General features: G+C 39.8%; 25 protein-coding genes. 6 read left to right on the top strand and 19 right to left on the bottom strand.

The features are described from left to right. Positions 1 to 165: 165 nt before the first annotated feature. The 15 genes from ACHUE3_RS08030 to ACHUE3_RS07960 form a co-directional block, all read right to left on the bottom strand. Positions 166 to 1,155 carry a flagellin N-terminal helical domain-containing protein gene (locus ACHUE3_RS08030; protein WP_394191898.1) on the bottom strand — a complete coding sequence of 330 codons (990 nt, stop codon included), beginning with the start codon at positions 1,153 to 1,155 and terminating at the stop codon, positions 166 to 168. Between the two features lie 442 nt (positions 1,156 to 1,597). After that, the gene (locus tag ACHUE3_RS08025; protein ID WP_394191896.1) at positions 1,598 to 2,587 is read right to left on the bottom strand and encodes a flagellin N-terminal helical domain-containing protein; all 990 of its coding nucleotides are present in this window, start codon (positions 2,585 to 2,587) and stop codon (positions 1,598 to 1,600) included. A 348-nt stretch (positions 2,588 to 2,935) separates the two neighbouring features. Further along, a complete protein-coding gene (gene flgL / locus ACHUE3_RS08020; RefSeq protein ID WP_394191894.1) occupies positions 2,936 to 4,168 on the bottom strand; it encodes a flagellar hook-associated protein FlgL in 1,233 nt (410 codons plus the stop codon). Positions 4,169 to 4,170: 2 nt separating this feature from the next. Beyond that, positions 4,171 to 6,174, bottom strand: coding sequence for a flagellar hook-associated protein FlgK (gene flgK, locus ACHUE3_RS08015; RefSeq protein ID WP_394191892.1), 2,004 nt, complete (start codon positions 6,172 to 6,174; stop codon positions 4,171 to 4,173). 1 nt (position 6,175) lies between these two features. Beyond that, positions 6,176 to 7,144, bottom strand: coding sequence for a flagellar assembly peptidoglycan hydrolase FlgJ (flgJ, locus tag ACHUE3_RS08010; RefSeq protein WP_099296779.1), 969 nt, complete (start codon positions 7,142 to 7,144; stop codon positions 6,176 to 6,178). A 149-nt stretch (positions 7,145 to 7,293) separates the two neighbouring features. After that, complete coding sequence (locus ACHUE3_RS08005) at positions 7,294 to 8,388, bottom strand: flagellar basal body P-ring protein FlgI (protein ID WP_135474804.1); 1,095 nt, start codon at positions 8,386 to 8,388, stop codon at positions 7,294 to 7,296. Positions 8,389 to 8,400: 12 nt separating this feature from the next. Then, positions 8,401 to 9,084, bottom strand: coding sequence for a flagellar basal body L-ring protein FlgH (gene flgH, locus ACHUE3_RS08000; RefSeq protein WP_099296781.1), 684 nt, complete (start codon positions 9,082 to 9,084; stop codon positions 8,401 to 8,403). An 18-nt stretch (positions 9,085 to 9,102) separates the two neighbouring features. Continuing rightward, entirely contained in the window at positions 9,103 to 9,891 is a 789-nt protein-coding gene (flgG, locus tag ACHUE3_RS07995; protein WP_099296782.1) for a flagellar basal-body rod protein FlgG, read from the bottom strand. A 21-nt stretch (positions 9,892 to 9,912) separates the two neighbouring features. Beyond that, the gene (locus ACHUE3_RS07990) at positions 9,913 to 10,677 is read right to left on the bottom strand and encodes a flagellar basal body rod protein FlgF (protein ID WP_099296783.1); all 765 of its coding nucleotides are present in this window, start codon (positions 10,675 to 10,677) and stop codon (positions 9,913 to 9,915) included. A 157-nt stretch (positions 10,678 to 10,834) separates the two neighbouring features. After that, entirely contained in the window at positions 10,835 to 12,202 is a 1,368-nt protein-coding gene (gene flgE / locus ACHUE3_RS07985; protein ID WP_099296784.1) for a flagellar hook protein FlgE, read from the bottom strand. Between the two features lie 57 nt (positions 12,203 to 12,259). Further along, on the bottom strand, positions 12,260 to 12,940 hold the full coding sequence (locus ACHUE3_RS07980; protein ID WP_099296785.1) for a flagellar hook assembly protein FlgD: 681 nt from the start codon (positions 12,938 to 12,940) through the stop codon (positions 12,260 to 12,262). Between the two features lie 13 nt (positions 12,941 to 12,953). Continuing rightward, positions 12,954 to 13,385 carry a flagellar basal body rod protein FlgC gene (gene flgC, locus ACHUE3_RS07975; RefSeq protein WP_394191888.1) on the bottom strand — a complete coding sequence of 144 codons (432 nt, stop codon included), beginning with the start codon at positions 13,383 to 13,385 and terminating at the stop codon, positions 12,954 to 12,956. A gap of 2 nt (positions 13,386 to 13,387) precedes the next feature. After that, positions 13,388 to 13,798 carry a flagellar basal body rod protein FlgB gene (gene flgB, locus ACHUE3_RS07970; protein ID WP_058559715.1) on the bottom strand — a complete coding sequence of 137 codons (411 nt, stop codon included), beginning with the start codon at positions 13,796 to 13,798 and terminating at the stop codon, positions 13,388 to 13,390. Positions 13,799 to 13,953: 155 nt separating this feature from the next. After that, complete coding sequence (locus ACHUE3_RS07965) at positions 13,954 to 14,784, bottom strand: CheR family methyltransferase (protein ID WP_099296786.1); 831 nt, start codon at positions 14,782 to 14,784, stop codon at positions 13,954 to 13,956. Positions 14,785 to 14,804: 20 nt separating this feature from the next. Beyond that, on the bottom strand, positions 14,805 to 15,737 hold the full coding sequence (locus ACHUE3_RS07960) for a chemotaxis protein (RefSeq protein WP_099296787.1): 933 nt from the start codon (positions 15,735 to 15,737) through the stop codon (positions 14,805 to 14,807). 142 nt (positions 15,738 to 15,879) lie between these two features. On the opposite strand from ACHUE3_RS07960, the gene flgA reads away from it, so the two are divergent. From flgA to flgN, 3 genes are all read left to right on the top strand, one after another. Next, positions 15,880 to 16,587, top strand: a complete 708-nt coding sequence (gene flgA / locus ACHUE3_RS07955) for a flagellar basal body P-ring formation chaperone FlgA (RefSeq protein WP_394191885.1) — start codon at positions 15,880 to 15,882, stop codon at positions 16,585 to 16,587. Between the two features lie 78 nt (positions 16,588 to 16,665). Next, positions 16,666 to 16,980 (top strand): flagellar biosynthesis anti-sigma factor FlgM, encoded by a 315-nt coding sequence (flgM, locus tag ACHUE3_RS07950; RefSeq protein ID WP_099296789.1) that lies wholly within the window; start codon positions 16,666 to 16,668, stop codon positions 16,978 to 16,980. Beyond that, positions 16,973 to 17,404, top strand: a complete 432-nt coding sequence (flgN, locus tag ACHUE3_RS07945; protein ID WP_394191883.1) for a flagellar export chaperone FlgN — start codon at positions 16,973 to 16,975, stop codon at positions 17,402 to 17,404. The genes flgM and flgN overlap by 8 nt, the downstream gene beginning before the upstream one ends. Positions 17,405 to 17,476: 72 nt before the next feature. On the opposite strand, the gene ACHUE3_RS07940 is transcribed toward flgN, so the two are convergent. Continuing rightward, positions 17,477 to 17,929 carry an LPP20 family lipoprotein gene (locus ACHUE3_RS07940; protein ID WP_394191881.1) on the bottom strand — a complete coding sequence of 151 codons (453 nt, stop codon included), beginning with the start codon at positions 17,927 to 17,929 and terminating at the stop codon, positions 17,477 to 17,479. A 137-nt stretch (positions 17,930 to 18,066) separates the two neighbouring features. Between ACHUE3_RS07940 and ACHUE3_RS07935 the strand changes: the two genes are divergently transcribed. Continuing rightward, positions 18,067 to 19,257, top strand: coding sequence for a flagellar assembly protein T N-terminal domain-containing protein (locus ACHUE3_RS07935; RefSeq protein ID WP_099296792.1), 1,191 nt, complete (start codon positions 18,067 to 18,069; stop codon positions 19,255 to 19,257). Here the strand turns inward: ACHUE3_RS07935 and ACHUE3_RS07930 are convergent. Further along, positions 19,241 to 20,143 carry a LysR substrate-binding domain-containing protein gene (locus tag ACHUE3_RS07930; RefSeq protein ID WP_394191879.1) on the bottom strand — a complete coding sequence of 301 codons (903 nt, stop codon included), beginning with the start codon at positions 20,141 to 20,143 and terminating at the stop codon, positions 19,241 to 19,243. The two genes, ACHUE3_RS07935 and ACHUE3_RS07930, sit on opposite strands and share 17 nt — an antisense overlap. A gap of 111 nt (positions 20,144 to 20,254) precedes the next feature. On the opposite strand from ACHUE3_RS07930, the gene ACHUE3_RS07925 reads away from it, so the two are divergent. Then, a complete protein-coding gene (locus ACHUE3_RS07925; protein WP_394191877.1) occupies positions 20,255 to 20,983 on the top strand; it encodes a glutathione peroxidase in 729 nt (242 codons plus the stop codon). Between the two features lie 125 nt (positions 20,984 to 21,108). Then, positions 21,109 to 22,557 (top strand): dihydrolipoyl dehydrogenase, encoded by a 1,449-nt coding sequence (locus ACHUE3_RS07920; RefSeq protein WP_394191875.1) that lies wholly within the window; start codon positions 21,109 to 21,111, stop codon positions 22,555 to 22,557. An 89-nt stretch (positions 22,558 to 22,646) separates the two neighbouring features. Here the strand turns inward: ACHUE3_RS07920 and ACHUE3_RS07915 are convergent, their stop codons facing one another. Both ACHUE3_RS07915 and drt3b read right to left on the bottom strand, forming a co-directional pair. Further along, positions 22,647 to 22,991: a cupin domain-containing protein gene (locus tag ACHUE3_RS07915; protein WP_394191873.1), complete on the bottom strand. Its 345-nt coding sequence runs from the start codon at positions 22,989 to 22,991 to the stop codon at positions 22,647 to 22,649. A gap of 340 nt (positions 22,992 to 23,331) precedes the next feature. Further along, positions 23,332 to 25,299, bottom strand: a complete 1,968-nt coding sequence (drt3b, locus tag ACHUE3_RS07910; protein WP_394191871.1) for an antiviral reverse transcriptase Drt3b — start codon at positions 25,297 to 25,299, stop codon at positions 23,332 to 23,334. Between the last annotated feature and the right edge of the window lies 1 nt (position 25,300).

The raw sequence follows: 25,300 nt of genomic DNA, 5'->3' as shown, positions 1-25,300 counted from the left end.
AATAGCCTCCGCTTTATCATTTTAAATAGAATAACAACGGGATACCCCTACCCTGTTATTACTCCAGACTGAGAGTCCTAGATTTTTAGTTCTCTAAGTCAGTTATCGTCAGATAAAACGGAAACTTTAGCTTTATTTATAAATTTTTAACAACGTTATGCTATTTTAACCCTGTAACAAGCTTAATGCAGCCTGAGGCCTTTGATTTGCTTGGCCTAATATTGTTTGGCTCGCTTGTTGTAAAATTTGGTTTTTAGTTAAGTTAGCTGTCTCCATTGCAAAATCAGCATCTTTAATTCTTGATTTAGCAGAGGCTAAGTTTTCAGAAATATTAGCTTGATTTCGTATTGTCGACTGAAAACGGTTTTGTACTGCACCTAATTCAGCGCGTTTTTTATCAACCACCGCAATTAGCGAATCCATACCTGCAAACACGGCCTGCGCATTTACTTGTGATGAAACACTAATTCCATCAGCCGTAAATACATCAGCAAAAGTGACTGCAGTAACCGAAACACCTGCAACCGTTGTACCTATTGAATCTATTCCAGCTGCGAGCACATCATAACCTTTGCCACTAACTGAACTTGCAACACTTGCAATCCCTTCCAAAGTAAAACCACCTACCGTAGAAATAGAATTAGCAACACCAGCACTATTTTCACCTACTGACTGCATACTAAAGCCAATCGTTTGCACAGCATCAGCACCAACCTGAAAACTTGCCGAATAACTTCCATCTAATAAGTTTTGACCACCAAATGTAGTATCAGCTGCAATTCGATTAACCTCTGCAGATAATTGGCGGATCTCTTCTTGGATAGCTAGGCGATCTTCATCAGTATTAGAACCATTCGAAGCTTGTTGTGAGAGTGTTCTTATTCGTTGGAATGAATTAGTAATCTCTTCCAACGCACCTTCAGCTGTCTGCGCTAGAGAAATACCGTCATTAGCATTACGATTACCTTGGTTTAAGCCTAAAATTTGCGATTGTAAACGATCCGATATTTGCAAACCAGCGGCATCATCAGCAGCACTATTTATACGTAGCCCTGATGATAAACGTTTAAATGACGTATCTAAGTCATTTCCCGTATTTGATAGCTGACGCTGTGCATTTAACGCACTAACATTAGTATTTACATATAAAGCCATAATAAACTCTCTTCTTATCTGTCAAATTAAAGCCATTCTTTTAATGAATGGTGTTTTGACAAAGTGACTCGTTACAGTGGCAAACTAAAGTTGGCCTGGGGCAAAAAACTGCCACTTTGCAGGTTAATTTAAAAACTTAATAAGTATTCAGCAATCTTTAGGCCAACTTTTTATAGTTGCACAAAGAATAGTATATTGAGGATACACAATGAAAAAAGGCTCCTAGAAGAAGCCTTTGAAAGATAAGTTTGAGAGTGGGTATGTATAACACTTACTATTGGCATAGTTTGTGCTTTAACAATTATGTTCTTACAAATGTTAGAACAATACAGGATTTTTAAGCACCTCCGCTTTATCAATCCGTTTCAGCGCCTTTGTTAATACCCCATTAGACAAAGGCGCTACATTCTTAGTCAATTAATTGACTCTTCCCAACCAATTATTATCCTAGAAGACTTAATGCTGCCTGTGGACGTTGATTAGCCTGGCTAAGAATTGTTTGGCTAGCCTGTTGTAGAATCTGCATTTTTGTTAAGTTTGCCGTTTCTTGTGCAAAGTCAGTATCCTTAATGCGCGATTGTGCAGCACTTAAGTTTTCAGAGATATTTGATTGGTTACGGATCGTAGATTGAAAACGATTTTGTACCGCACCGAGTTCTGCACGCTTTTTATCAACCACAGCAATCATTGCATCCATACCCGCAAATACTGCTTGTGCATTCGCTTGTGATGAAACGCTTATCTTATCAGCCGTGAATACACTAGCGAAAGTAAGCGCTGAAGCTGCGGTTGTGCCCCCTCCCATGGTACTTACGTTAGCAGCTAAATCTTTGAAACCATCCCCAGTAACAGAACTTGCAATTCCTGCGATACCTGAAAGTGTAAACCCGCCCTGACCTGCAATGGAGTAACCACTACCATCGGTATTCGCCGTGTTTGTTCCTACATCTTTCATGCTAAAACCGATTGTTTGCACTGCATCAGCCCCTACTTGAAACTTAGCATCATAAGTACCATCAAGTAAGTTTTGCCCACCAAAAGTAGTATCAGCAGCAACACGATTCACCTCTTCAGATAGTGAACGGATTTCTTCCTGAATTGCTAAACGGTCTTCGTCAGTATTTGAACCATTTGCGGCTTGCTGTGCTAGAGTTCGTACACGTTGGAACATTGATGTTACTTCGTCTAATGCACCCTCAGCTGTTTGTGCTAGTGAAATACCATCGTTCGCGTTACGGTTACCTTGGTTCAAACCGTTAATTTGTGATGTTAAACGGTCAGAAATTTGTAGGCCTGCCGCATCATCTTTCGCACTGTTAATACGAAAACCTGATGATAAACGTTGGAATGATGTATCTAGTGCATTACCAGAATTATTTAATTGTCTTTGTGCGTTTAACGCGCTAACATTTGTATTTACATATAAAGCCATGATATCTCTCCAGAAGTAAACTTATCATTTACTCTCAAACTTACTAGATTAAGCAGTGGTTGTTATTTACAACGCTTTGCTTGGTTAATTAAGTTATCGGTCTGCTCAAAAAATCCTTTAGCTTTTTTTTTAATTTTTTTTATTTAAATAATTAAACCAATGTTTTTTTATTGTTTTTTTATATTCTAAATTTAATCTTTATAGCGTGTATAAGATATTTTGCACCGCTAAGCATTAGTGCTGAAAAACTATTTCGAATGAAGCTAACTAATTAATTTTTAAAGGGGAGGAATTAAAATTGAGTGTTTTAAAAGAGTAAGGCAAGACTTTGCCTTACTCTGGGGTTATTTATAAGTAATCAAATAAGGAAAGATTAGCCAGTCGGCCAAAAGTTGCCTGTGATGCCTGTAAGGCCGTTTCTTGCTTTGTTAGCTCTGTAATCGCTTCGGCCATATCTAGTTCAACTAAATCTGCGCGAGACGCTTTATTGTTTATATCTAAATCGGCGTTTGATTGTGTTACTTTTTCTGTGGTATTTAAACGTCCGCCTAGGCCAGCTTGAGTTAATGATACTTGATTCTTACTGTTATCAATTTGTGTCATAGCATCTGCGAGGACTTGGTCGTAATCATCTTGGCTTATTGTCGAATCGGTTAGACCAGCTATTAAATCATTTAAGGTGTTTAGCACATTCTCCTTTTGCGGTGCCTCTAGGGTAAAGTCTACTTGCCCTGTTGCAACTGGATTGATATCTATTTCCATCCCTGCAAATTTGATTTGTGTCCCCTCGAAACTTCCTGACTCAATTACCGTACCGCCTTGCTCTACTTGGTAAGTATTTGGCGTACCGGCTGTTGTAATTATATTAAAAGTATTAGCCCCAGCAGCGGCAGTGGGATCGGCGTTATAATTTGCTTTATGGAACTCATCAAATTGACCTTGTTCACGCACGTAAACTTTAGCACTAGTGATTCCACCTGAAACTGTGGCATCATTTGACTCAACATTTAATCGGGCATCAACTTTTTCAAAAATCTCAAAGCCATTGTCGCTCGATTTAACATCAACTCCTGCTGCAATTTTTATTTTATGCTGCCCTTGATCGCCATTATAAGTATATTTTCCTGTTGACGAATCAAATGAGTAGGTTTGAGTATTATCTTGATAACCAGAGAATATGTATTTCCCATCTTCAGTTTTGGCATTCATTAAATCAAGAACACTACTTTGAATTGCTTTTATTTCTTCTGCGATACCCTCACGGTCAATATCAGAATACGCACCATTACCCGCTTGAATAGCAAGAGTATGCGCTTTTTCTAAAGAGCCTTTAATATTATCAAGTACACTATCTTGAGTCGTAAGCCTACTAGTTAGCATAGTGATATTCTTGCTATATTGTTCATTTGATTCAATACGATCAGTATAAAGCATGGCTCTAGCTGTGGCTGCGGGATCGTCAGATGCAGTGAGCACTTTTTTTTGCGTATTAACTTGCTCTTGTGCTTTATTGACATTTTGCTGGCCATTTAAGATTGAATTCAATCCATTTTGGTACATTAAATTATTTGATAAACGCATAATTACCTCGCAGCACTCAGAAGTGTGTCAAAAATTGTTCGGGCTGTTGAAAGCACTTGTGCAGATGCAGCATATGATTGTTGAAAGCGCAGTAAATTAGCCGCTTCTTCATCTAAATTAACCCCAGATAAAGACTCGTACCAGGCCTCTGACTGCTGTGCAAGTGCATCAAATGCTGCACCGTTAGTCATAGCTTGGTTGGTAATAACACCAATATCAGTTACTAAACCCGCGTATGATTCGTTAAAGGTTTTATGATTATCAGCAGTCGATGAGCTAACCACATTTTGACGCACTAACTCACCACTTTGTAATTCCGCCAATTTGAGGCCATTGCGATTGTCATCAAAACCGCCTTCGTTAAATTCAAGAGTGAAAGTATCCCCGACAGCAGGAGTGCCCTCTATATTAAAATCGAAGCCATAAGTGTCATAAGGTGCGCCAGCTTGCGAAAGTATATTCTCAGCGGGAGGTGTTATAGTAAAAGTTGTTGTACCACTGGCATCCGTTATAGAGTACTCATTAGCATTAGCGGTTTTAACTAAACTAACATCACCATTTGCAAGGCTTGGTGGTGATGTAATAAAGCCACCAGAAGTAACACTTGTTACTGTGCCAGCAGAAATGTTTGCACTCCCCGTATTATTAATATCATCGGCAGTTCTAATGGGTGATGCGAGAGCTAATGCGTCTGGGCGATCGGTTGCAAGCTCGAGAGTTGACGCCGCCTGTGAATTTAGTTTAAGTTGAAACTTGTCACCAACATTACTTGTACCTGAAACATTTATTTGTAATCCATAAAGCTCAACCCCAGGGTTATTTGTGGAATCAATAACACCACCGGTAATAGTCGCTGTTGAAGCACTACCTATTGGCTCACCTTTATTATCTACGGGCTGAATACTAACTTCATTGGCAGCTGTGTAAGTAATAATAAAATCACTGGCTGGTAACTCGCTGCCCATACCGGGCTCGACTGTTGCTGTCACGGTTGCGTTGCCGGTATTAGCTTGGTAATTAAATGCATCTACTGTAGGAATAGTAAAAATATCACCGCCCAAATCACCATTCCCATCCATCCCTAGCTTATTTTGTTCATTAAAGGCATCAGCTAAAGCTAAACCCATCTGCCCTAATTGGTTTTGTGCAGGTACGAGTATGTCATCACGAAAGGCCAATAAACCACCAATTTGTCCTTTAATCGCGTCCGCATCAATTTCAAGCGGCACAGCTTTGCCACCATTCACATCAAGCCGCAGCTCTTTAAAGTCAGGATCAGGGTCTCCCGTCATAGAAAACAGGTTAAATGTACCCTCTTGCATAACAAGTGATTCGCCTGTGCCCATAAATAAAAGCTTTTCACCATTTTGGCCATCAAGCGTTTCAATATCTACCAGCTCCGACAACTCACGAATAGCTAAGTCGCGTTGATTGTAAAGTGTGCTAGAACTACTTTCACTGCGTGTACCGTGTACTGCTGCAATTTGCTTATTCAATGCGCTTACATTTTGGATCAATGTATTCGCTTCATCTGAGAATATTTCAAGCTGTTCATTAACAACATTTTTTTGGTCAAAAACAATACCTGACAAGCGGTCCATCTGCTCGATAAGGTTTTCAGCATCCGTCATCACCAATGACCGGGCCACGCTAGAGGAAGGCTGATTAAGGCTTTCTTGTACATTATTAAAAAGCGAGTTAATACTTGTAGAGAGGCTGTTAGACTCTTCAGAAAATAATGTATCTACACGACTTGCCTCAGTGACAAATTGGTCGAAGAACGCTTTGTTTGATGTATCACGGTTAAGTTGTTTTTGGGCAAACTCATTTAAAAGTCTAAATGTTTCACCACGGCCAACTTGATTGTCGACCATGGTCATATGCTCTGTACTTTCTCTTACATAGCCTTTGGTATTTACATTAGCAATGTTTTTACTGGTCGTTTGTAGCAATTCAGAATTTGCTCGAACACCTGAATTAGCAATGTTTAATAAATTAAACGACATGTTAGTTTACTCCTTGGCGAACCAATGTAGCTGCCAGTGATTTAAGATCAGATCTGTTGAGAACCTGCTTAATTTTATCAGCGTAATTGGGGTCAGTTGCATAGCCTGCTTTTTGTAAGGAATCTAAAAAGGCAGCAGGTTTTGCTGTATTGTCGAGTGCTTCTTGATAGCGTGGATTTTCATTTAAAAAATCGACAAAATCATTCACACTGTCTTTAATTGAGTCGTAAGCCCTAAAGCTTGCTTGTTTTTTTACTGGCATGCCTTGTTCAAATTCAAGCGTGACTTTGCTAGCTTTGGCGCCATCCCAGCTGCGATCTGACTTAATATTGAACAGATTGTTACTGCTACTGCCATCCGCTTTGTTAATAATATGCTTACCCCAACCAGTCTCAAGTGCAGCCTGCGCAACCATTACGGCAGGATTTAATCCTATTTTTTCAGCTGCTGATTTTGCATGCTCCCACACGGTGCTAATAAATGACTCTGCATCATCAAACGCCCCTTCGTTTTTATCAGATGCATTCGTTGCGATATCATTTTTGTTTGTCAGTGAATCATTCGACACACCTGATGCACGTTTATCGCTGGTAAAATTATCAACCGAGCGAAGTACCGAGCCTGGGGTGAACTTTTTCCCATCAGGAGAAAGCTGCTGAACTATTAAATCAGCAAGACCTAAAGAACCATTTGAAGACAACTCGACTGAGAGTTGTTGATCATGCATCTCTTCAAAAAACTTTACGCCGCTTGAATTAAATGGGCTGTTTTTATCCTCAAACGCATCATTAGCTTTACGCATACTTTTAAGCAGCATCTGCGTAAAAATAGATTCAAACTGTGCAGCGGCTTGTTTTAGCGCATCTTTGGAAGTGTCACTAGAGGCATCACTTTTTAAGGCACTTTGACGTAATGAGTCTAAGTTCCCTAAATCAAAAAAGTTTTGCTTATCGAGGTGATTAGTATCCATCAGCTTTTTGACACAATAATTAATAATGATATTAATAATGCAATAATTGCGCCAAAGCTAAGAAAGAGTGGGAAGTTGAGGAGTCTAAAAACTTAGATTGATAGAGCACGTCACTCCCTTAGTTTTCAAAACTAAGGGAGTGCCTAAAACTAAATAACAACGAGTTGGCCATTAATAGCACCTGCTTCTTTGAGTGCTTCAAGAATTGCCATCAAATCACCAGGAGCGGCGCCAACCTCATTAATTGCTCTCACTAAATCATCAAGGCTTACACCTGGGTTAAATACAAATGCACGTGAGTCATCTTCATTAACATCAATAATTGTTTGATTGGTTACAACCGTTTCACCCTCGCTTAATGGATTAGGTTGCGATACATTTTGTTGCTCCGCTATCGTAACCGTAAGCCCACCATGGGTAATAGCCGCAGGTTGTAACTTCACATTTTTACCAATAACAATGGTGCCCGTTCGTGAGTTAACAATAATTTTAGCCGACGTATCAGCAGGCTTGAATTCTAAATTTTCAAGTGTTGATAAATACGCCACGCGTTGAGATGCGTCACGAGGCGCTAAAACACGGATAGAAGCAGCGTCAATTGCTTGAGCACTGTCAGGGCCAACTAAATCATTAATTGTCTGTTCTAAACGTTTCGCGGTAGTAAAATCAGGGCGATTTAAATTAAACGTAATGTAATCACCTTGCATGAAAGGACTTTTAATTGCCCGCTCAATAATTGCGCCATTTGGAATACGGCCAACTGTTGGTGTATTGATTACAACTCGGCTGCCATCGGCTCCTTCTGCTCCCAAACCGCCTACAATCAAGCTGCCTTGTGCTATTGCATACGTATTACCGTCAACCCCCTTTAGGAATGTTTGCAGTAATGTACCTCCGCGTAAACTACCAGCACTACCAATTGACGACACAGTTATATCAATCATTTGGCCTGGCTTTCTAAAAGGAGGAAGCTCTGCATGTACAGCCACCGCAGCAACATTTTTTATCTTTGGTTTTAAATTACTAGCCATAGTAATACCAAAGCTATTTAACATGGCTTTAAAGCTTTGTTCAGTAAAGCGGCTTTGCTCGCCTGTGCCCGGTAAACCAACAACCAAGCCATAGCCTATTAACTGATTTGCTCTTACACCTTCAACCATTGAAACGTCTTTAATGCGCTCTGCAGCGGCACCAAAATGCCAACAGAGTAGGCAAATACTTAAAAAAACTTTAAAACCGTTCATAACCACTTTCCTTTAAAAAGGGAATAACGCACTACTGAAGAACTGAGTTAGCCAGCCGGCGCTTTGTGTCTCTTGCATTTGCCCTTTACCAGAGTATTGGATACGTGCGTTGGCAATTCGATTTGAGGTCACCGTGTTGTCGGCAGTTACATCTTGAGGCCTTACAAGCCCTTCTAAACGGATAAATTCTTCACCCGTGTTTAATGTAAGCCACTTTTCACCACGGATAACTAGATTACCGTTAGGTAAGACACGCATCACATTGACAGAAATATCACCAAATAAGCTATTAGATTGATTCGACTTTGAATCCCCTGTAAATGAGGAGTCCGAACCAACACCAAATTGAATACTTTCATTGCCAATATTGACTGGTAAGCCACCAAGACCAATAACGGGGTCTAAGCTGGCATTACTTTCTTTATCGGTTTCTGTTTTCGCCGCTTTCGATGCTTGCGTCGACTCTTGAAGCTTAACAGTGATTATATCGCCTGTTCTTAAAGCTTTTTTATCTGAGTAGAGATCATTGGCTGAATAGGTGTCAAATAATGACCCTGTAGGCACAATTTGTTCCGTAACTGGCTCTGGGTACATTGGCGCATAGTAAGGATCGTCTTGAACCACATGGGTATTTTGTGTCGTTACACAACCACTCAATAAACATGCACCACTTAAGGCAATAATAAAAGTACGCATCACATAACCCCTTACACTTTAAAGCTGTTGGTTAACATAGCTAAGCATTTCATCAACCGCCGAAATCACTTTTGAATTCATTTCATAAATACGCTGTGTTTCAATTAAGTTCACCAGCTCTTCTGTCACGTTTACATTAGATGTTTCGAGTGAACCTTGCACAATCGCACCTAAGCCATCAATGCCAGGGTTACCTTGAACTGGCGCGCCACTAACAGCCGTTTCGGTGTAAAGGTTTTGCCCAACTGGCTCAAGGCCTGATGGATTAATAAAGTCACTGATTGTCAATTGCCCAATAACCACGTTATCTGGTTGGCCTGCGATACTAACTGAGACTTCACCATCTTGTGACACCGTAATTGATTGTGCATCGTCAGGTACGTTCATTTCTGGTTGCACAGGGAAACCAGCACCTGCTGTAACAATTCGACCATCTTCATCGGTGGTAAATTGGCCATTACGAGAATAAGCAATATTTCCGTCAGGCTGAAGCACTTCGAAAAACCCAGGGCCTGAGATCATCCAATCCAATGAGTTTTCAGTAGTAAGCATGTTACCTTGAGAAAAGTTCTTTTGGTTTGCGACAACTTTTGCACCGGCACCAAGCATTAAGCCAGATGGCATTTCAGTATCTTGCGATGAACGCCCACCAGGTTGGTTTATATTTTGATAAAGTAAATCTTCAAATACTGCACGGCTTTTTTTGTACCCTATGGTACTGGCATTGGCTAAGTTATTTGAGATCACCGATATATCGGTTTGTTGGGCATCTAAGCCCGTTTTACTGATCCACAATGCAGGATTCATACTAATGTCCTCTCAATTAGGTTAAACAATGCGCAGCAACTGGGTATGACGTTCGTCAATTTCTTCTGCTGTTTTCATTAACTTAAGTTGTAATTCAAATTGGCGTTGATGGCTTATCATATCGACCATTTCATGCACTGGATTCACATTAGACATTTCTAACGTGCCACTCATAACTTTGACGTTTTGCGATATTTCACAAAATCCACATAGGTCATCAACTAATTTATCTTGCTTTGGTCTAAATAGACCGTCATTGCCTTTTTCTAGCTGGCTGTTATTAGCTTCAATAACTTTTAGACGATCAACCACCTCTAAAAAGTTTGCCGGCGCCCCTTGGGGCCTTACTTGAATTGAGCCATCATCACTAAACTCCACCTTTTCCACTGGCAATGGCAAAATAATGGGACCACCGGCGCCAACTACTTGGCGTCCGTGACTCGTTACTAACGCACCATCTGGCGTGATATTTAACGTCCCCACTTTAGTGTAGGCTTCATTGCCTGAAGCATCTTGAACGGTTAACCAACCTTTATCACTAAATGCAATATCAAGGTCTCGGCCAGTTTCAACAACGCCGCCCGAAGTCATGTTAGAACCTGGTCGTTCTTGCATAGAAAACACACGTGTAGGGAGGCCTTCACCAAATGCTTGCATTGACCTTGCTTGTGCAAAGTCGGCCTTAAAGCCTGTGGTGTTAGCATTTGCTAAGTTATTTGCTTTGAGCGCAAGGCCCCGCATACTCTGCTTAGCCCCTGACGCTGCAATGTAAACCATCTTATCCATAACATCGACTCGCGATAAAAATCTATATTAAGTATAAATGCAAAATAAGTGCCACAATAATTTGACAGCACCTTTATTAAATCTAAGATACAAAAAAGGCTGCCATAAAGGGCAGCCTCGGTGTCGGATTATTGCAATACAGTAAAGCGCTAAGCTATTAACGAATCTGCAAGATATTTTGTTGTAGTGTAGAGTTAACTTCTAGTGCACGTGAGTTTGCCTGGAAGTTACGCTGAGCACTAATTAGGTCTACCAGTTCATTAGTCAAATTAACATTTGATTGCTCTAGCGCTGATGAATTAATTGAACCTAACGTACCTGAACCTGGCTCACCAGCAATTGGCTCACCTGACGTTAAACTTTTCTTCCATGCCGTGTCACCCACTTGTGCTAAACCTTGTGAGTTAGAAAAACGAACCATAGCCACTTGGCCTAAGAAAGAAGTGTCACCATTACTGTATGACGCCACAACCTTACCATCTGTACCAATATCAATACCTGCCAAGCGCCCAACTGTCGCACCATCTTGGTCAAGCGCTTTCACTTCAAAGTTACTCGCATACTGGGTAGGGATTTTATTCGCAGTACCCGCTTCATCACGCCAATTTACTTCAACGTCATCAGGGAAACTAGCACCGTTCGTCAATAAATCTGATAAACCCGCTACACCGCCACCGCCGCCAGGGATCGCTATCGGATTGAAAGTAGTATCTGTATTAGGTGTACCGTCTGTGTTTAATGGTAAACCGCTGGCATCAAATTGAAAGGTAGAAATTGGTGTATATGGAGGGGCTGTTTCTTCAGCACCTGCTGGATTAAACACTTTCTCATCGAGTGTTGCATGAACTTGCCACTCATTTTCGTTACCTGTCACAGCGGCATCGGTTTTCACAAAGAAAAACTGCAATACATGCGGCTCACCAAGTGAATCAAATACTGTTGTTGATGTTGAGCTGTTGTATGATGCACTCACCGTAGGGTCAAAAGTCGTAATTGATGGCGCAGTTGAACGCGAATCTAGATTAAATGAGCTGTAAACGTTTGTTGTTGCACGAGGTGAACCTGACGAATCTGGGATCTGTAGTGCAGAAGACGTACTTAAACTTACCGACGTCGTGTCACCCGTTGATTCATTAACAGGGAACCCCTGCAAAAAGTTACCTTTAGCATCAACGATAAAGTTATCTTGGTTTAACTTAAATGCACCCGCACGAGTGTAAGTAAAATCCTGTGCGCCTAAGTCTTCACTCATGGCAAAGTAACCTTCACCTGTAATCGCTAAATCAAGCGAGTTTTGAGTAAACTTAAGTGACCCTTGGTGAAATTGTTGCGCAACCATAGTGGTTTGAACACCATCACCATTTTTTGTTTTACCCGAACTAAATACAGATGATGCATACACATCTGCAAATTCAGCGCGCGACTCTTTAAAACCAGTTGTGTTAACGTTAGCTATGTTATTTGCTGTTACGTCCAAATCTTTTTGAGCGGCTGCAATGCCTGTAAGTGCAATATTGAAGCTCATAATTCACCTCTAATTTATGAATGTGTAGCCGAAAGAAGGCTAACTAATAATTAATTTTTACGCGATTTCTGCTACATCAGTTAGCCTAACCGCACCTTCTTTAGTATTAATAATGATCCCATTGGCACCATTAACATTTACGCTTTCAATATTTTTGAAAGTTGCAATGGGTAAACTCGTGAAATCCCCTCCCATTTGACCCTCTGCTTTTACGGTATATTCACCATCGGGTAATTCTTCACCCTCAGAGTTTTTACCATCCCATTCAAAGCGCACGGCACCAGGAGGTTGTGAACCAAATTCAATTGTACGAACTAATTGGCCTGAGGAATCTTCAATCCGTAACGTTAAATTTTCTACGGGCTCTTGGGCAACGATAGTACCCTTAGCATCTCTACCAGCTGCTAAATCTAGCGAATCAGATTCAAGTAATGCTTGCTTGCCTACTAAAGTTGAAGCCTGTAACGCCGAATTAGATGTCATCGATGCTGCAAGTGATTGGAAGTTACTATTAAGGTTTGAAATACCTTCTGCCATAGTAAAATTGGTCATTTGCGCAATCATTTGATCGTTGTCAGCTGGCTTGCTTGGATCTTGAAATGACAGCTGCTGTGTTAACAAGGAAAAGAAATCTTCTTGTGTTAACTCATCACTCTTTTCTTCAGTCGAAACTTGTTTATCTTGCCACTTTAACGAATCTAGATAAGTCGACGACGTTGCACTGATATCGTTACTCATAACTTTTCCTCAATTACCGCTGCCCAAGCAACAGTGTTTTACTTAACATTTGCTTTGCTGCATCTGCAACTTGCACATTTGTTTGATAAGAGCGTGAGGCAGAAATCATATTAGCCATTTCTTCTACTACGTTAACGTTAGGTTTATAGATATAACCATTTTCATCCGCACTAGGATGATTAGGGTTATATTCAATCTGTAATGGTTTATCGCTCTCTACGACACCCAACACTTTAACGCCAACAGACGAACCCTGCATATTGCTTTGTGATGCTGAAGCTTTTGTAAGCTCTGCAGCAAACACTGGGTGGCGTGCCCGGTAGGTTTTGTCTTGGCTTGAGCTAATAGTATTAGCATTCGAGATGTTACTGGCTGTTGTATTTAAGCGCACATTCTGTGCACTCATACCGGTACCTGAAATATCAAAAACGTTATATAAACTCATGCTTAAGCTCCTTGACTACCGAGGGCTTTTTTAAGGCCTTTAATTTTACCACTCATAAATTGCAGGCTTGCCTGATACTCTAATGAGTTCTGTGTATACAAGTTTCGTTCCACCTGTATATCCACTGAGTTACCATCACCCGTATCTGCTTGATTTGGCGAGCGAAACATTTCTGCGTTACCTACATAGCGACTTCCACCAGCGATGTGTTTTGCATTGGTCGTTACCATGTTATTGCCGCCCTGTTGGTTGCTTTTTGCCGCTTTTAAGGCAGAGGCAAAATCGACATCTTTTGCTTTGTAGCCAGGCGTATCAGCATTGGCAATATTGGTTGCTAATAATTCGGCACGTTGAGAACGGATCAACATTGCATGGGGATGCACCCCAAATGCTTTATCAAAACTGATAGCCATAACCATCTCCAAAAATTTGACTTGGGTTGATTAATGCAAAAGATGAGCCAGTTTAATTGACAACATAAAGGTAGGAGTAAACTACTAATTTATAAAAGAAAACGGCGCAGAAAAGCGCCGTTATTTAGAAACCAACATTGTTCAGTAAGGTCAGTTTACTTTTTTTGATAAATAATACCGGGGTTACAACGCACCATATCAAACTCAGTACTTAAGCCAGACATAGACTCTGAGGCACCTAAGAAAAGGTACCCCTTTGGGTTCAGAGCTTGAGCAAATTGCGCAATAATTTTCGCTTTGACTTCAGGCGAAAAATAAATCAACACATTGCGGCAAAATATAATATCGAACTTGCCCATCAAAGCATAAGAATCAAGCAAGTTAAGGTGCCTAAAACTCGTTAGCTTTTTGATTGGATCAGTAACTTGAGCCATGCCGTTGCCAGTATCTTTAAAAAACTTTTTACGTCTTTCAGCAGAAAGCCCACGTGCCAACGCAAGCGAGTCGTACTCGCCATGCTTGCACATATCTAGCATAGTGTTAGATATATCTGTACCAATGATTTGCGCGCCCATTTTCAATACACCAGGCTGCTTTGCTTGAAACTCAGCAACAGACATTGCTATTGAATAGGGTTCTTGACCAGAAGAACTCGCAGCAGACCATATTTTTAGCGGGCGTCTAAGCTCTTTGTGCTCTGGAAATAATTTGCTTTGTAATAAATCAAATGGATACTGATCTCTAAACCACAAGGTTTCATTTGTGGTCATCGCATCAACCACAGCAGCTCTAAGCTGACGCTCATGAGGACTGAGTGTTTTACTTACAAGCTCAGAAAGAGACTCAACCTTAAAACGCACCATCAAAGGTGCCAGCCTGCTTTTTACTAAATAAAGCTTATTATCACCTAAAACAATACCGCACTGCTGTTCTAAAAACGTGCGAAACTGATCATATTCGCCCTGCTGTAAATGCTTATTTTCCAAAGTAACACCACCTGTTCGAATTAGTCACAATGAACCCACTTTTTCACCGCAGTTGCTAATTCATCTGGATTGAACTTAGCAATAAAGTCATCGGCACCTACTTTTTCAATCATCGCCTGATTAAAAACACCACTCAAAGATGTATGAAGAATAACATGTAAAGGTGCAAGCTTTGGATCAGCCTTAATCTCTGCGGTTAAGGTGTAACCATCCATTTCAGGCATCTCAACATCAGAAATCAACAAACCAACACGTTCAGTAATGTCGTGTTTGCAATCAAGCTTAGCTATTTCTTTTAATCGAATAAGCGCTTCTTTACCATTTTTAGCAAGTTCTGTTTGAACACCTAACGGCTCAAGCGCTCGCTTAACTTGATTACGCGCCACAGCAGAATCATCTGCGATAAACACTATTCGCTCACCTAAGTCTTTTTGAATTTCGCCATCATTAGCAATATCAGCACTAACTTCTGTGTTAACCGGGCAAATTTCATTTAATATTTTTTCTACATCAAGAATTTCAACCAGTTCGTTTTCGATTTCAGTAACCGCTGTTAAATATGAATACCGACCAGCACCAGATGGTGGTGGCATAATTTTTTCCCAATTCATATTCACAATACGCTCAACACCACCGACTAAAAAACCCTGCACGGAACGGTTATATTCAGCGATGATAATAAAACTGTCTTTGATATTTTCAATTGCTGGGCCGCCCACTGCCATTGATAAATCAATCACCGAAATAGTTTGCCCACGAATATGCGCAACGCCTCGAATATACGAATTTGATTTAGGCATATTTGTTAAAGGAGGGCATTGCAGTACTTCTCTCACTTTAAACACGTTAATACCAAAGCGCTGCCGCCCTTTAAGTTTGAATAATAATAATTCAAGACGGTTTTGCCCAACCAGCTGAGTTCGCTGGTTTACTGAGTCTAAAATGCCTGCCATTTCAATCTCCTAAAGAAAGCTTTTAATAAGCGGAACAATAATTGCTTTCTTCTAATAAAGCTACATAACATTGCGGGAGCGTCTAAAATTTGACGCTAAATATTTATACCCTGTTTTCAACAATAAGCATAGTCGAAACATTATGAGTTTGTTAAATAAAAGCCGAAGATACAATGTTTTTTATTTTCTTGCCAGCTTATGCGTGGTTTCACCTGCGTATGGGCAAATGTATAGCAAAGAAAAACTTCAAACGTTAGCAGCTTCATACATTAAGCAACAGCTTCCTCCTAAAAGTGATGAGTTTACTCAAGTAACTACACTTGATTTAGACAGCCGCATTGCTGATCGGTACTGCGAAAACGCATTGCAATTAAATACACCATCAGAGCCCCCATTTAATAGACAAGTTACTGTGCAGCTTAGCTGTGAAGATTTACAAGGTTGGAGCCAATACGTACATGTTAGAATAGTTGAGCTAACCCCCATGGTTGTTGCATCAGAGCACTTATCACGTGGAGAGGTCATTCAGGCGCACCACCTCAGTGTAGAGATGAAACCAAAACATTTTGTTAGAGTGCAGCATGTACAAGACACACAGCACCTCATTGGCAGCCGCAGCAAACGAAATATTCGCAGTGGTTTACCGATTGTTTTAAGCCAAATATGCATGGTGTGTAAAGGCGATAGCGTCAGTATTGTTGCGACAATACGCGGTTTAAAAATAAAAACTTCCGGTTTAGCGCTCGAAGATGGTACATTAGGTGAGCAGGTAAGAGTTAAAAATGCGAAATCAGGGAAAGTTTTAAATGCCCGTGTCGACGGTGTTGAGTCTGTGCAGGTTAATATTTAAATTTTCAAATTTATGCTAAAGTATTAAACATAGATGCCGATAAATAGGCATGTGTTGGATTCTGTATAGGTTATAATCATGGTAAGCCAAGTAAATAAAGGTCAGCAACAGGCTAATGTGCTGGCTAACACCAAACAGCAAAAGGTTGATTTGCAAAACAATAATGCAAATACAGCTCAAACAACTGCGCCTAAGGCAACCGCAGACTCGGTTAGCTTAACGCCACAAGCTCAACAATTGAAATCACTACAAGACAAAGCACAGCAATCTTCTGGTTTTGACAGCAACAAAGTTGCAGAGCTTAAAAAAGCGATCAGTGAAGGTAAATACCAAATTGATGCTGAAAAGCTAGCTAAGAATATTGCAGCGTTCGAGTTTGATGTATATGGCTGATCACAACGGTCTAATTGCATCAAAACTCACCATGCAGTTAAATTGCTTGGCATCACTGGTTGAAGTGCTTGACGATGAACTTACGGCAATTGCATCACGTCGTGGTGATGGCCTTAAAGACATTGCAAAGCAAAAGCTATCTTTTTTAAATACAATCCAGACACTCGATAAAGAGCTCAGTACGTTACTTAATTCAAATGATGCAAAGTCAGATGAGGTAGAAGAGTTAATCAGTTCTGTTCGCTCGCAACTAGAAACCTGTAAAAAGAAGAATGACATTAATGCGCATGCTGCTCATCAAGCGCAACTAAGCGTTAAGCAACTTAAGGATATATTGATTGGTGCTCCGACATCGATGACTTATGACCAAGGTGGTAGTGTTGTTCATGGCAGTAGTACGTTAGTTCACAACCTAAAAGCTTAAACCTCAGCGCTCACATTGAGCACGTTAACCCCCCTGTTAGCACTTTAGTTATTTACTGGATTTTTAATTTGCTTAATAGTAAGTCACTTTTTTTACTTCTCGTGGTTTGATCTCACCAATATATAAATCGTGTACACGTTTCATATCCAGTCTCAGCTCAGTAGCATAACTGTCGCCAACTGGGTAACTTTTAATAACTTGCGCACCTTTGATAATGCCTTGGACTTGGCTTTGTAATTGATCGTTTTGCGCGATGCTACCCTTTACAGTCGTTCCTGCGGTAATCTTTTGCCCATACACTTGCTCAGCAAGCTCACGGTATGCTTCGAGTTTAGATGCTTTTAATGCCATTAATGAGCGCTGTGTATCGTTGTCTCCAGGTTGAGCACTTATAGGCGCATAACCAATAGCCTTTAATACAGGGTAGCTATCAGGCTCAACGTATTTATACTGAACATGTTTATCAAAAACGCTACTACAACCAGCTAAGCTCACTGTTGCTATAAAAAAAAGTGTTGTACGCATAAGACCCACATTAAACTACAAAAATAATGACTTCTTTCAATGCATGATTAGTGCCATGATATATTCACACCTTGTAACTATTGGTATATTCCTTGCGTATGTAAGTTAATTAAAATACATTAGCGTGGAATCTAGCGATGAACAAACTTTTAAACTGTGCCCTTAGTGCGGCTACATGGCTTACCTTATGTGTAAGCTCAGCGTCCTATGCACAATGGTTTGAGTCCACAGGTCATGCAAACATTCAAAACGATGACATTTCACGAGCTAAGTCAGTTGCAATAAAAGATGCGATAACTCAAGCGCTGGTTTTTTCGGGAGCCCGCGTAACCTCTATGCAAACCTTGGTCGATGGCGTCCTCACCCAAGACCAACTAAAAATAAACAGCCATGGTGAAATTCAAAAAATTGAAATGATCAGTGAAGACCGCCGTGGTGATCAATTTGCTGTCACCCTACGGTTAGACATATTTCCGCAACAGGAACAGTGTCCAGCAAGCAGTTTTAATAAGTTTGTAGCTATCACCCAAACGCAACTCAAGCACCGTGAACAAGCCAAACTGGGTCAAATTTTTGACATTAGCAAAGCAAGCAGCGAAAACTTATATAAAACACTGAGTAATTCGCCTATCAGTACACGCCCTACTGCGTATTTTAACTTTCCAATTCGCGTTGGTGAGTTTTTTACACAACAATACGATTACAGCAATGCTTTACTTGAAGAGATTGCCACTCGCAGCAACTCGCAATACGTATTATTAAGCCAGCTTGTGGATATATCGAATAGTGAAAAACTCAATAACGATTATGCTTTTTGGCAAGATGAAAGTTACCAACGCGCTTACAACATCGACTTTGTATTATTTGATGGCACCACATACGAACGCCTATGGCAAAAAAGCTATCGCGGAAAAGGTATTTGGCCATTTGAAAAAACAGACCGTATCGATGTATACAGCGAAAACTTTTGGGGATCTGACTACGGACAAACCATAACAGATATAAACCAAACACTCAGCTACGATTTACAAGCTGCCATGGCCTGCCTAGAAACCCAAGGCAAAATACTGCATATTGAAAACGATAAATTGGTTATTAATTTAGGTAAAGCACACGGCATAGAAAAGGGCCAAATACTAAACGTAGCCCACCACAATTACTTAACGGATGCCGCGGGTAATAAAATGCCAAACATGATTACCACACTCAATCAGGTTCAAATTCAGCAGGTTTATCAGCAAAGCGCTATTGCACAAAGTATTGATAAACAACCACTGCCTAATATTCAAATAAACGATGTTGTTGAACTGGCTAATCTAGCGCTTTAGTTAGTTGCTGGCACAAAACAGGGTGTTCGCTTAGCCATTTAGCTAATAATTCAACACCAGCTAAATGTGGGTAGTGCTTACGAGATGCCATCACAACCGAACGTTGTTGAGTCGGAAAGATGGGTAAGTAAGCAATGCCTGTGCGATCGACACACGCAAGCTTTGGCACAAACGTTACACCGTCATCCATTGCCACCAAAGCTAATAATGTCTCTAAGCTATTACCTTGATACTCATTAGAAACATCAACCCCAGCAGCAAAACAAAATTGTTGCGCCTGATCTTTAAAGCAGTGCCCATCACTAAGCATTAATAAGTTGCATGCTTTTAACTCATCTAATGCTATTTTACCGCGATTAGCCAACTTGTTTTGCAATGACAAAGCCACCAAAAAATCTTCTTTATATAAATTAACCGTATGATAAAGCTTAAGTTCAGGCACATCTGCTAATATCGCAATATCAACTTCACCACTATCAAGCGCGGCTAAGATAGTGTGAGTTTGCATTTCAACAAAAGTAAACTGGCTCTGGGCAAATGCTTCTTTCATTGAGGTAAGTAACGTGGGTAATAAATAAGGGGCAATAGTTGGGATTATCCCTATTTTTACCCTACCTTGTAATGGCGTATTAGATGTTGCCGCCTGCTCTTTTAAAATTTTAGCCTGCTCTAACACTAACTCAACTTGCGGCAACAAACGTTCACCGTGTGTAGTTAGGGTAACTTGCTTAGTAGAACGGTCAAATAAGGTTACGCCAAGCTCTTGTTCTAGTTTTTTGATTTGCCCGCTTAACGTAGGCTGGCTAACAAAACATGCATCCGCCGCTTTACGAAAATGTTTGCAGTGAGCAACCGCTTTAACATATTCAAGATCTTTTAAATTCATAGCACGCCTTAATGATAGTTAATACCTATCATATTAATATAAACAAACGATTGGAGCTATTGTAACTTTCACGACATAATGGCTATCAACAAATCAAGAGGAACTAAAAACATGTTAAACAATATTGAAGGTCAAACAATTCCACAAGTTACATTTGCAACTCGCGTAAACGATGAGTGGAAATCAGTTACATCAGACGACATTTTTAAAGGTAAAACGGTTGTTGTATTTTCACTACCTGGTGCATTTACGCCAACGTGTTCATCTACACACTTACCACGCTACAACGAACTAGCAGGTGTACTTAAACAAAACGGTGTTGATGACATTGTATGCCTATCAGTAAACGATACCTTTGTAATGAACGCATGGGCTCAAAACCAAGAAGCGCAAAACATTACATTACTACCAGATGGTAACGGTGAATTTACTGACGGCATGGGCATGTTAGTAGATAAAAATGATTTAGGTTTTGGCAAACGTAGCTGGCGCTATTCAATGCTGGTTAAAGACGGCGTGATTGACAAAATGTTCATCGAGCCAGACTTACCAGGCGACCCGTTTGAAGTATCAGACGCTGACACCATGCTTGATTACATCAATCCTAAGCAAGTAAAACCAGAAGCAGTAAGCATATTTACTAAACCAGGTTGCCCGTTCTGCTCAAAAGCAAAGGCATTACTTGAAGAAAAAGGCCTAGTATTTGAAGAAATCACTATGGGTGCAGGTGCATCACTAACAAGCCTTAAAGCTATTTCAGGCCGCGAGACCGTACCACAAGTATTTATCGGCGGAAAACACATTGGTGGCTCTGACGATTTAGAAAAATACTTTGCTTAATTAAGTAATACTTTAAGCACGTAACTAGGGGCAGTGATGCCCCTACTTTTACCTTTTTGAGTACCCATTTTATTAACTTATTTTGAAACCAGTTTTTTAATAAAATTGGTATTGAGGACATCACCATGAAAGAACTAAATACAGATGTTGTTGTAATTGGTGCCGGCACAGCAGGCTTAAGCGCATACCGTAACGCAAAGCAACACACGCCAAACGTACTGATGATTGAAGCAGGCAAATATGGCACAACCTGTGCTCGTGTAGGTTGTATGCCTAGTAAACTATTAATTGCCGCTGCAGAGGCTGCTCACTCAATTGAAAAAGCACCCGCTTTTGGTGTACATAGCTCAAAACCTTCTATCAACGGCGAAGAGGTCATGGCACGTGTACGTAATGAGCGCGACCGCTTTGTCGGCTTTGTAGTTGAGGCGGTAGACGAAATTCCAAGTGAAGATAAAATTCGTGGCTACGCTAAATTTCTCGATGCTAACCGCGTTCAAATTGACGACCACACCATTATTAATGCAAAACGTTTTGTGATAGCAACAGGCTCTCGCCCTGCTTACCCTGGCGTATTTAATAACTTTGGCGATAAATTAATTATTAATGACGACGTATTTGATTGGCAAGACTTACCAGAATCAGTGGCCGTATTTGGCCCTGGTGTTATTGGCCTTGAAATAGGCCAAGCCTTACACCGCTTAGGCGTTAAGGTAAAGCTATTTGGTGTTGGCGGCGCTATAGGCCCCATTACTGACCCTGTCATTAAAGATTATGCCAATACCGTATTCGCTGAAGAATTTTTTGTTGATACCGACTCAAACGTTTCTGACATGAAAAAAGTAGGCGACAAAGCACAACTAACCTATGAAGATAAAAACGGTCAAAAGCACACGGAACAGTTTGATTATGTACTAGCCGCCACTGGTCGCGTACCAAACACTGACAAGCTCGGCCTTGAAAACACAGACATTGAACTTGATGAACGCGGCGTGCCTGTTGCTCACAAGTACACCATGCAATGTGGCGATTCAAACATATTTATCGCCGGGGATGCCAGTAATATGATCCCACTTTTACATGAAGCAAGCGACCAAGGTACTATCGCAGGGCAAAACGCGGGCCGTTTTCCTCATGTTCAAACTGGCCTGCGCCGCGCGCCTATCGCCGCTGTATTTAGCGACCCACAAATTGCCATGGTGGGCGAAAGCTACAAACAAATAACAGAACGTTTAGGTGAATGTGGCTGTTTTGAAGTCGGCGAAGTCAGCTTTGAAAACCAAGGCCGTAGCCGTGTAATGTTAAAAAACAAAGGTCATATGCGCGTATATGCAGAGCAAGGCACTGGTTTATTTATCGGCGCAGAGTTCATAGGACCACAAGCAGAGCACATCGCCCATCTATTAGCATGGGCAGTGCAAAACAAAATGACCGTTCCGCAAATGCTTGATATGCCATTTTATCACCCAGTGATTGAAGAAGGCCTGCGCACCGCCCTTCGTGATTTAAACGCCAAACTTAAATTTGGCCCAGAAATCATTAACCACTGTATGGAGTGTGGCCCAGGCGCTTAGGGTTTAAATCGTTAAAATAGAATACGCACACCAAAAAGGAAGCCTCAGCTTCCTTTTTTATTTAACAATGCCGTACTTGCCATAGTATGTTAAACAAGCACCTTATCACCATGACTTGGCGGGGTTGAGGTAACAATAAACTCAAGATCAACATCGCCATAATTACACAGTTGATGAACAACTCCCGCGAGCACATGCAAACCCTGCTGAGCGTTTAATACATGAGTCACAGAGTCGACTATCAAAGTAGCCTGCCCACTTAATACAAAGAAGAACTGCTCTGTAAACTCATGTTTATGGGACTGCTCACATGCACCGCTTGGTACACGCTCCTGAATCACACCCAACTTTTCACTTTTAACCAAATGCCAGCCATCGCAGTTATCGCCCCAGTTATAATGTTCAGCGTTATCAACTGAAATAGGCCTTGCCATATTTTCGCTATCCCTTAAAAAGCTACTACACAACAAGGTAAAACATCACCGTTAAAAATGGTAGTAAATTTAGTTCACACAACAAAATCACACTTATTCGCGCATAAAAGTGTAAAATAGTGAATGTGAAGATAAATAGCACAACTTAAATTAAACGAGTTAGGTTCGTTTAATTATTGATTGCAGCTCTACTGAAGTATGATGTCTGAAGTCAAGATTTGACCCTTTAGGTTCTTGATATGTGGGAATACGCGCACTGTCGTTATATCGTGTGTGGTAGCATCCAACCTAGAACTAATTCTTGGTTAGGGTATCAAACAGTACGCGCTTTGAAAATATATCAGTGACCATACGGTGATTTCAACTCTTTTTTCTTCAAAAGCCTCTCTACTGATTCTGAAGTTGATTTACTCCAATCAATAAACCAATTAGACTCATTAACAGTTAAAATAATATTCTCTAACTCAGTCTTGGTCACATTATCAAAACAAGAAAGTGCTTCGGCAGCTATTTTATTCTTCATTCTTATAGTCAAATAAGGGCACTTTAAAGAATCAAAAAATAGGTGTGCCAATTCAGAGTCATTAACAACTGTTAGGTATTTATCCTTGAATTTTTCAACAATACAGTTAACAACTTTTTCTCTGGTGCTATTAAATACCCTTTTATTTTGAATATAAAAAAGACATGTCATTAAGCTAAAGTAGTTAGGATTTAAGTTGTTATCATCATCCAAACCAATTATCTTCTCTATATCTTCGCTAAACAACTGATACTTAACATCAATATCCCTTATTGCTATAAGCAGATTCAGACATTCTATATCTTTCATGGTTTTTTTCTTTATGGAAGACCGAATAGAAAGATATGACTCATCATAAATTTTCTTTTTAATTAGTTCAGTATTAGAACCACCAAGTAGTCCTGATATTCTATTAACAATAATTATAATTTGAGATATTAAATATGTACTTCGCACTCTAAAGTCCATAGAGTGAATAAAAAAAGACAATTCTATAATTATTAAGAGAAAGTTTGTAACCTTTTCGCATTGTTCTAATGAGTCTTTAAAATCAGAAACATGCTCATCAATTTCTGATACTTTAATTCTCGCTAAAGTAAAATAATAACCTGTTATACTTGAGTAAGAAATATCATTGTTATATACAATACATTTTATATCAGTAATAATTTGGTTAGCTATTTGATTATACCTATTCATAGGGGCTACAACCCCCTTAGTTCCTTTTTCTTCATCTAGGTAGCTAAATTTAGAAAATAAGTGTTCAATCTGTTTTTTATATTCTTGCTTAGCTATTGAAACGCCTGTAATAAACGGCACCTTAAAAAACTTATTCTTTGACTCGTTACAAAATAGTTTATATTTATCTAACTCATTAATAACTACATCGTATATAGTTTTTCTTGTTACCTCATCATTATAAAAAAGAAAATAATCATCAACATACCTTTTAATAACATAATCACTTCCCTCAATTAAGCTGTTTTTTTTAGCTTTTAACTTTTTCTTCACTTCTGAGTCGATAGATTGAAGTAATATTTCTGCAAATATTCTTGAAAACTCAGGGCCAACTACAATTCCATGAGAGTCTCCAAAGTTTGCAATATTCATAGTCTCTTCAAATAACAGCTCGAAACTATGGAAGCCCTTAGCCTTATGATAGCTTTCAATATCACGGATAGACCTTGATAGTTGAAAAGTTGAGATAGAAGCAAAACATTTAGCAATATCGAACTTAAATAGGTTATCAAACTTTTTTTCAATTCGATGAAATTGGTAAGAGTCATAAAACTTATAAAGAAAGCCTACATCTCTATATTCGTAAAATGTGCTTGCATAAACAGGTTCATTATCGCCATCAATGCCAACTCCTTCATCTTTAAATTTCTCGTCAGGTTCCGCATCACTTTTTTTTTCTTTACTATAATATGAATGTGCGATCTTACTTGGATACCTGAGCGAAAATGAGCTACGAGTACAAAGGTGAGTTATCAGTTGGTTATAATTTTTGTATAACGAGCATATTTTGATTTGAACACTTGGGTGTATTAAATACAAACTTCTTTCAGAATCAGAATCTTTTGTGATTCTGTATACTAATGGTTTTGTATCAACTTCTTCACCACTAAAAAAAATACTTTTTAGAAAGCGGTTCTCTCTTAATGAAGCATTAGACTTTAAATTTTTATAAAATCCTTCGTTTGTTAAAATGAAAGGCACTTCATAGGGTAATACATCTGTCAATATTGCTCTATTAAAGTCTCTTTTTTCTAAAGGGATTTTCATA

It is taken from the genome of Pseudoalteromonas atlantica (assembly GCF_043641955.1).
GTDB classification, from domain to species: domain Bacteria; phylum Pseudomonadota; class Gammaproteobacteria; order Enterobacterales; family Alteromonadaceae; genus Pseudoalteromonas; species Pseudoalteromonas atlantica_A.
Note: the sequence above shows the minus strand (reverse complement) of the source record. Positions and strands in the feature narration are given on the sequence as shown.

Coding starts and splice junctions, on each gene's coding strand:
- ACHUE3_RS08005 (WP_135474804.1), bottom strand. CDS start 8,388: ATGAACGGTTTTAAAGTTTTTTTAAGTATTTGCCTACTCTGTTGGCAT.
- ACHUE3_RS07990 (WP_099296783.1), bottom strand. CDS start 10,677: ATGGATAAGATGGTTTACATTGCAGCGTCAGGGGCTAAGCAGAGTATG.
- ACHUE3_RS07915 (WP_394191873.1), bottom strand. CDS start 22,991: ATGGCAAGGCCTATTTCAGTTGATAACGCTGAACATTATAACTGGGGC.
- ACHUE3_RS07980 (WP_099296785.1), bottom strand. CDS start 12,940: ATGAGTAACGATATCAGTGCAACGTCGTCGACTTATCTAGATTCGTTA.
- flgM (WP_099296789.1), top strand. CDS start 16,666: ATGGTAAGCCAAGTAAATAAAGGTCAGCAACAGGCTAATGTGCTGGCT.
- flgE (WP_099296784.1), bottom strand. CDS start 12,202: ATGAGCTTCAATATTGCACTTACAGGCATTGCAGCCGCTCAAAAAGAT.
- ACHUE3_RS07960 (WP_099296787.1), bottom strand. CDS start 15,737: ATGGCAGGCATTTTAGACTCAGTAAACCAGCGAACTCAGCTGGTTGGG.
- ACHUE3_RS07930 (WP_394191879.1), bottom strand. CDS start 20,143: ATGAATTTAAAAGATCTTGAATATGTTAAAGCGGTTGCTCACTGCAAA.
- flgG (WP_099296782.1), bottom strand. CDS start 9,891: ATGAATCCTGCATTGTGGATCAGTAAAACGGGCTTAGATGCCCAACAA.
- flgN (WP_394191883.1), top strand. CDS start 16,973: ATGGCTGATCACAACGGTCTAATTGCATCAAAACTCACCATGCAGTTA.
- ACHUE3_RS08030 (WP_394191898.1), bottom strand. CDS start 1,155: ATGGCTTTATATGTAAATACTAATGTTAGTGCGTTAAATGCACAGCGT.
- flgL (WP_394191894.1), bottom strand. CDS start 4,168: ATGCGTTTATCAAATAATTTAATGTACCAAAATGGATTGAATTCAATC.
- ACHUE3_RS07920 (WP_394191875.1), top strand. CDS start 21,109: ATGAAAGAACTAAATACAGATGTTGTTGTAATTGGTGCCGGCACAGCA.
- flgH (WP_099296781.1), bottom strand. CDS start 9,084: ATGCGTACTTTTATTATTGCCTTAAGTGGTGCATGTTTATTGAGTGGT.
- drt3b (WP_394191871.1), bottom strand. CDS start 25,299: ATGAAAATCCCTTTAGAAAAAAGAGACTTTAATAGAGCAATATTGACA.
- ACHUE3_RS07925 (WP_394191877.1), top strand. CDS start 20,255: ATGTTAAACAATATTGAAGGTCAAACAATTCCACAAGTTACATTTGCA.
- flgC (WP_394191888.1), bottom strand. CDS start 13,385: ATGAGTTTATATAACGTTTTTGATATTTCAGGTACCGGTATGAGTGCA.
- flgK (WP_394191892.1), bottom strand. CDS start 6,174: ATGTCGTTTAATTTATTAAACATTGCTAATTCAGGTGTTCGAGCAAAT.
- ACHUE3_RS07940 (WP_394191881.1), bottom strand. CDS start 17,929: ATGCGTACAACACTTTTTTTTATAGCAACAGTGAGCTTAGCTGGTTGT.
- flgA (WP_394191885.1), top strand. CDS start 15,880: ATGAGTTTGTTAAATAAAAGCCGAAGATACAATGTTTTTTATTTTCTT.
- ACHUE3_RS08025 (WP_394191896.1), bottom strand. CDS start 2,587: ATGGCTTTATATGTAAATACAAATGTTAGCGCGTTAAACGCACAAAGA.
- flgB (WP_058559715.1), bottom strand. CDS start 13,798: ATGGCTATCAGTTTTGATAAAGCATTTGGGGTGCATCCCCATGCAATG.
- ACHUE3_RS07935 (WP_099296792.1), top strand. CDS start 18,067: ATGAACAAACTTTTAAACTGTGCCCTTAGTGCGGCTACATGGCTTACC.
- flgJ (WP_099296779.1), bottom strand. CDS start 7,144: ATGGATACTAATCACCTCGATAAGCAAAACTTTTTTGATTTAGGGAAC.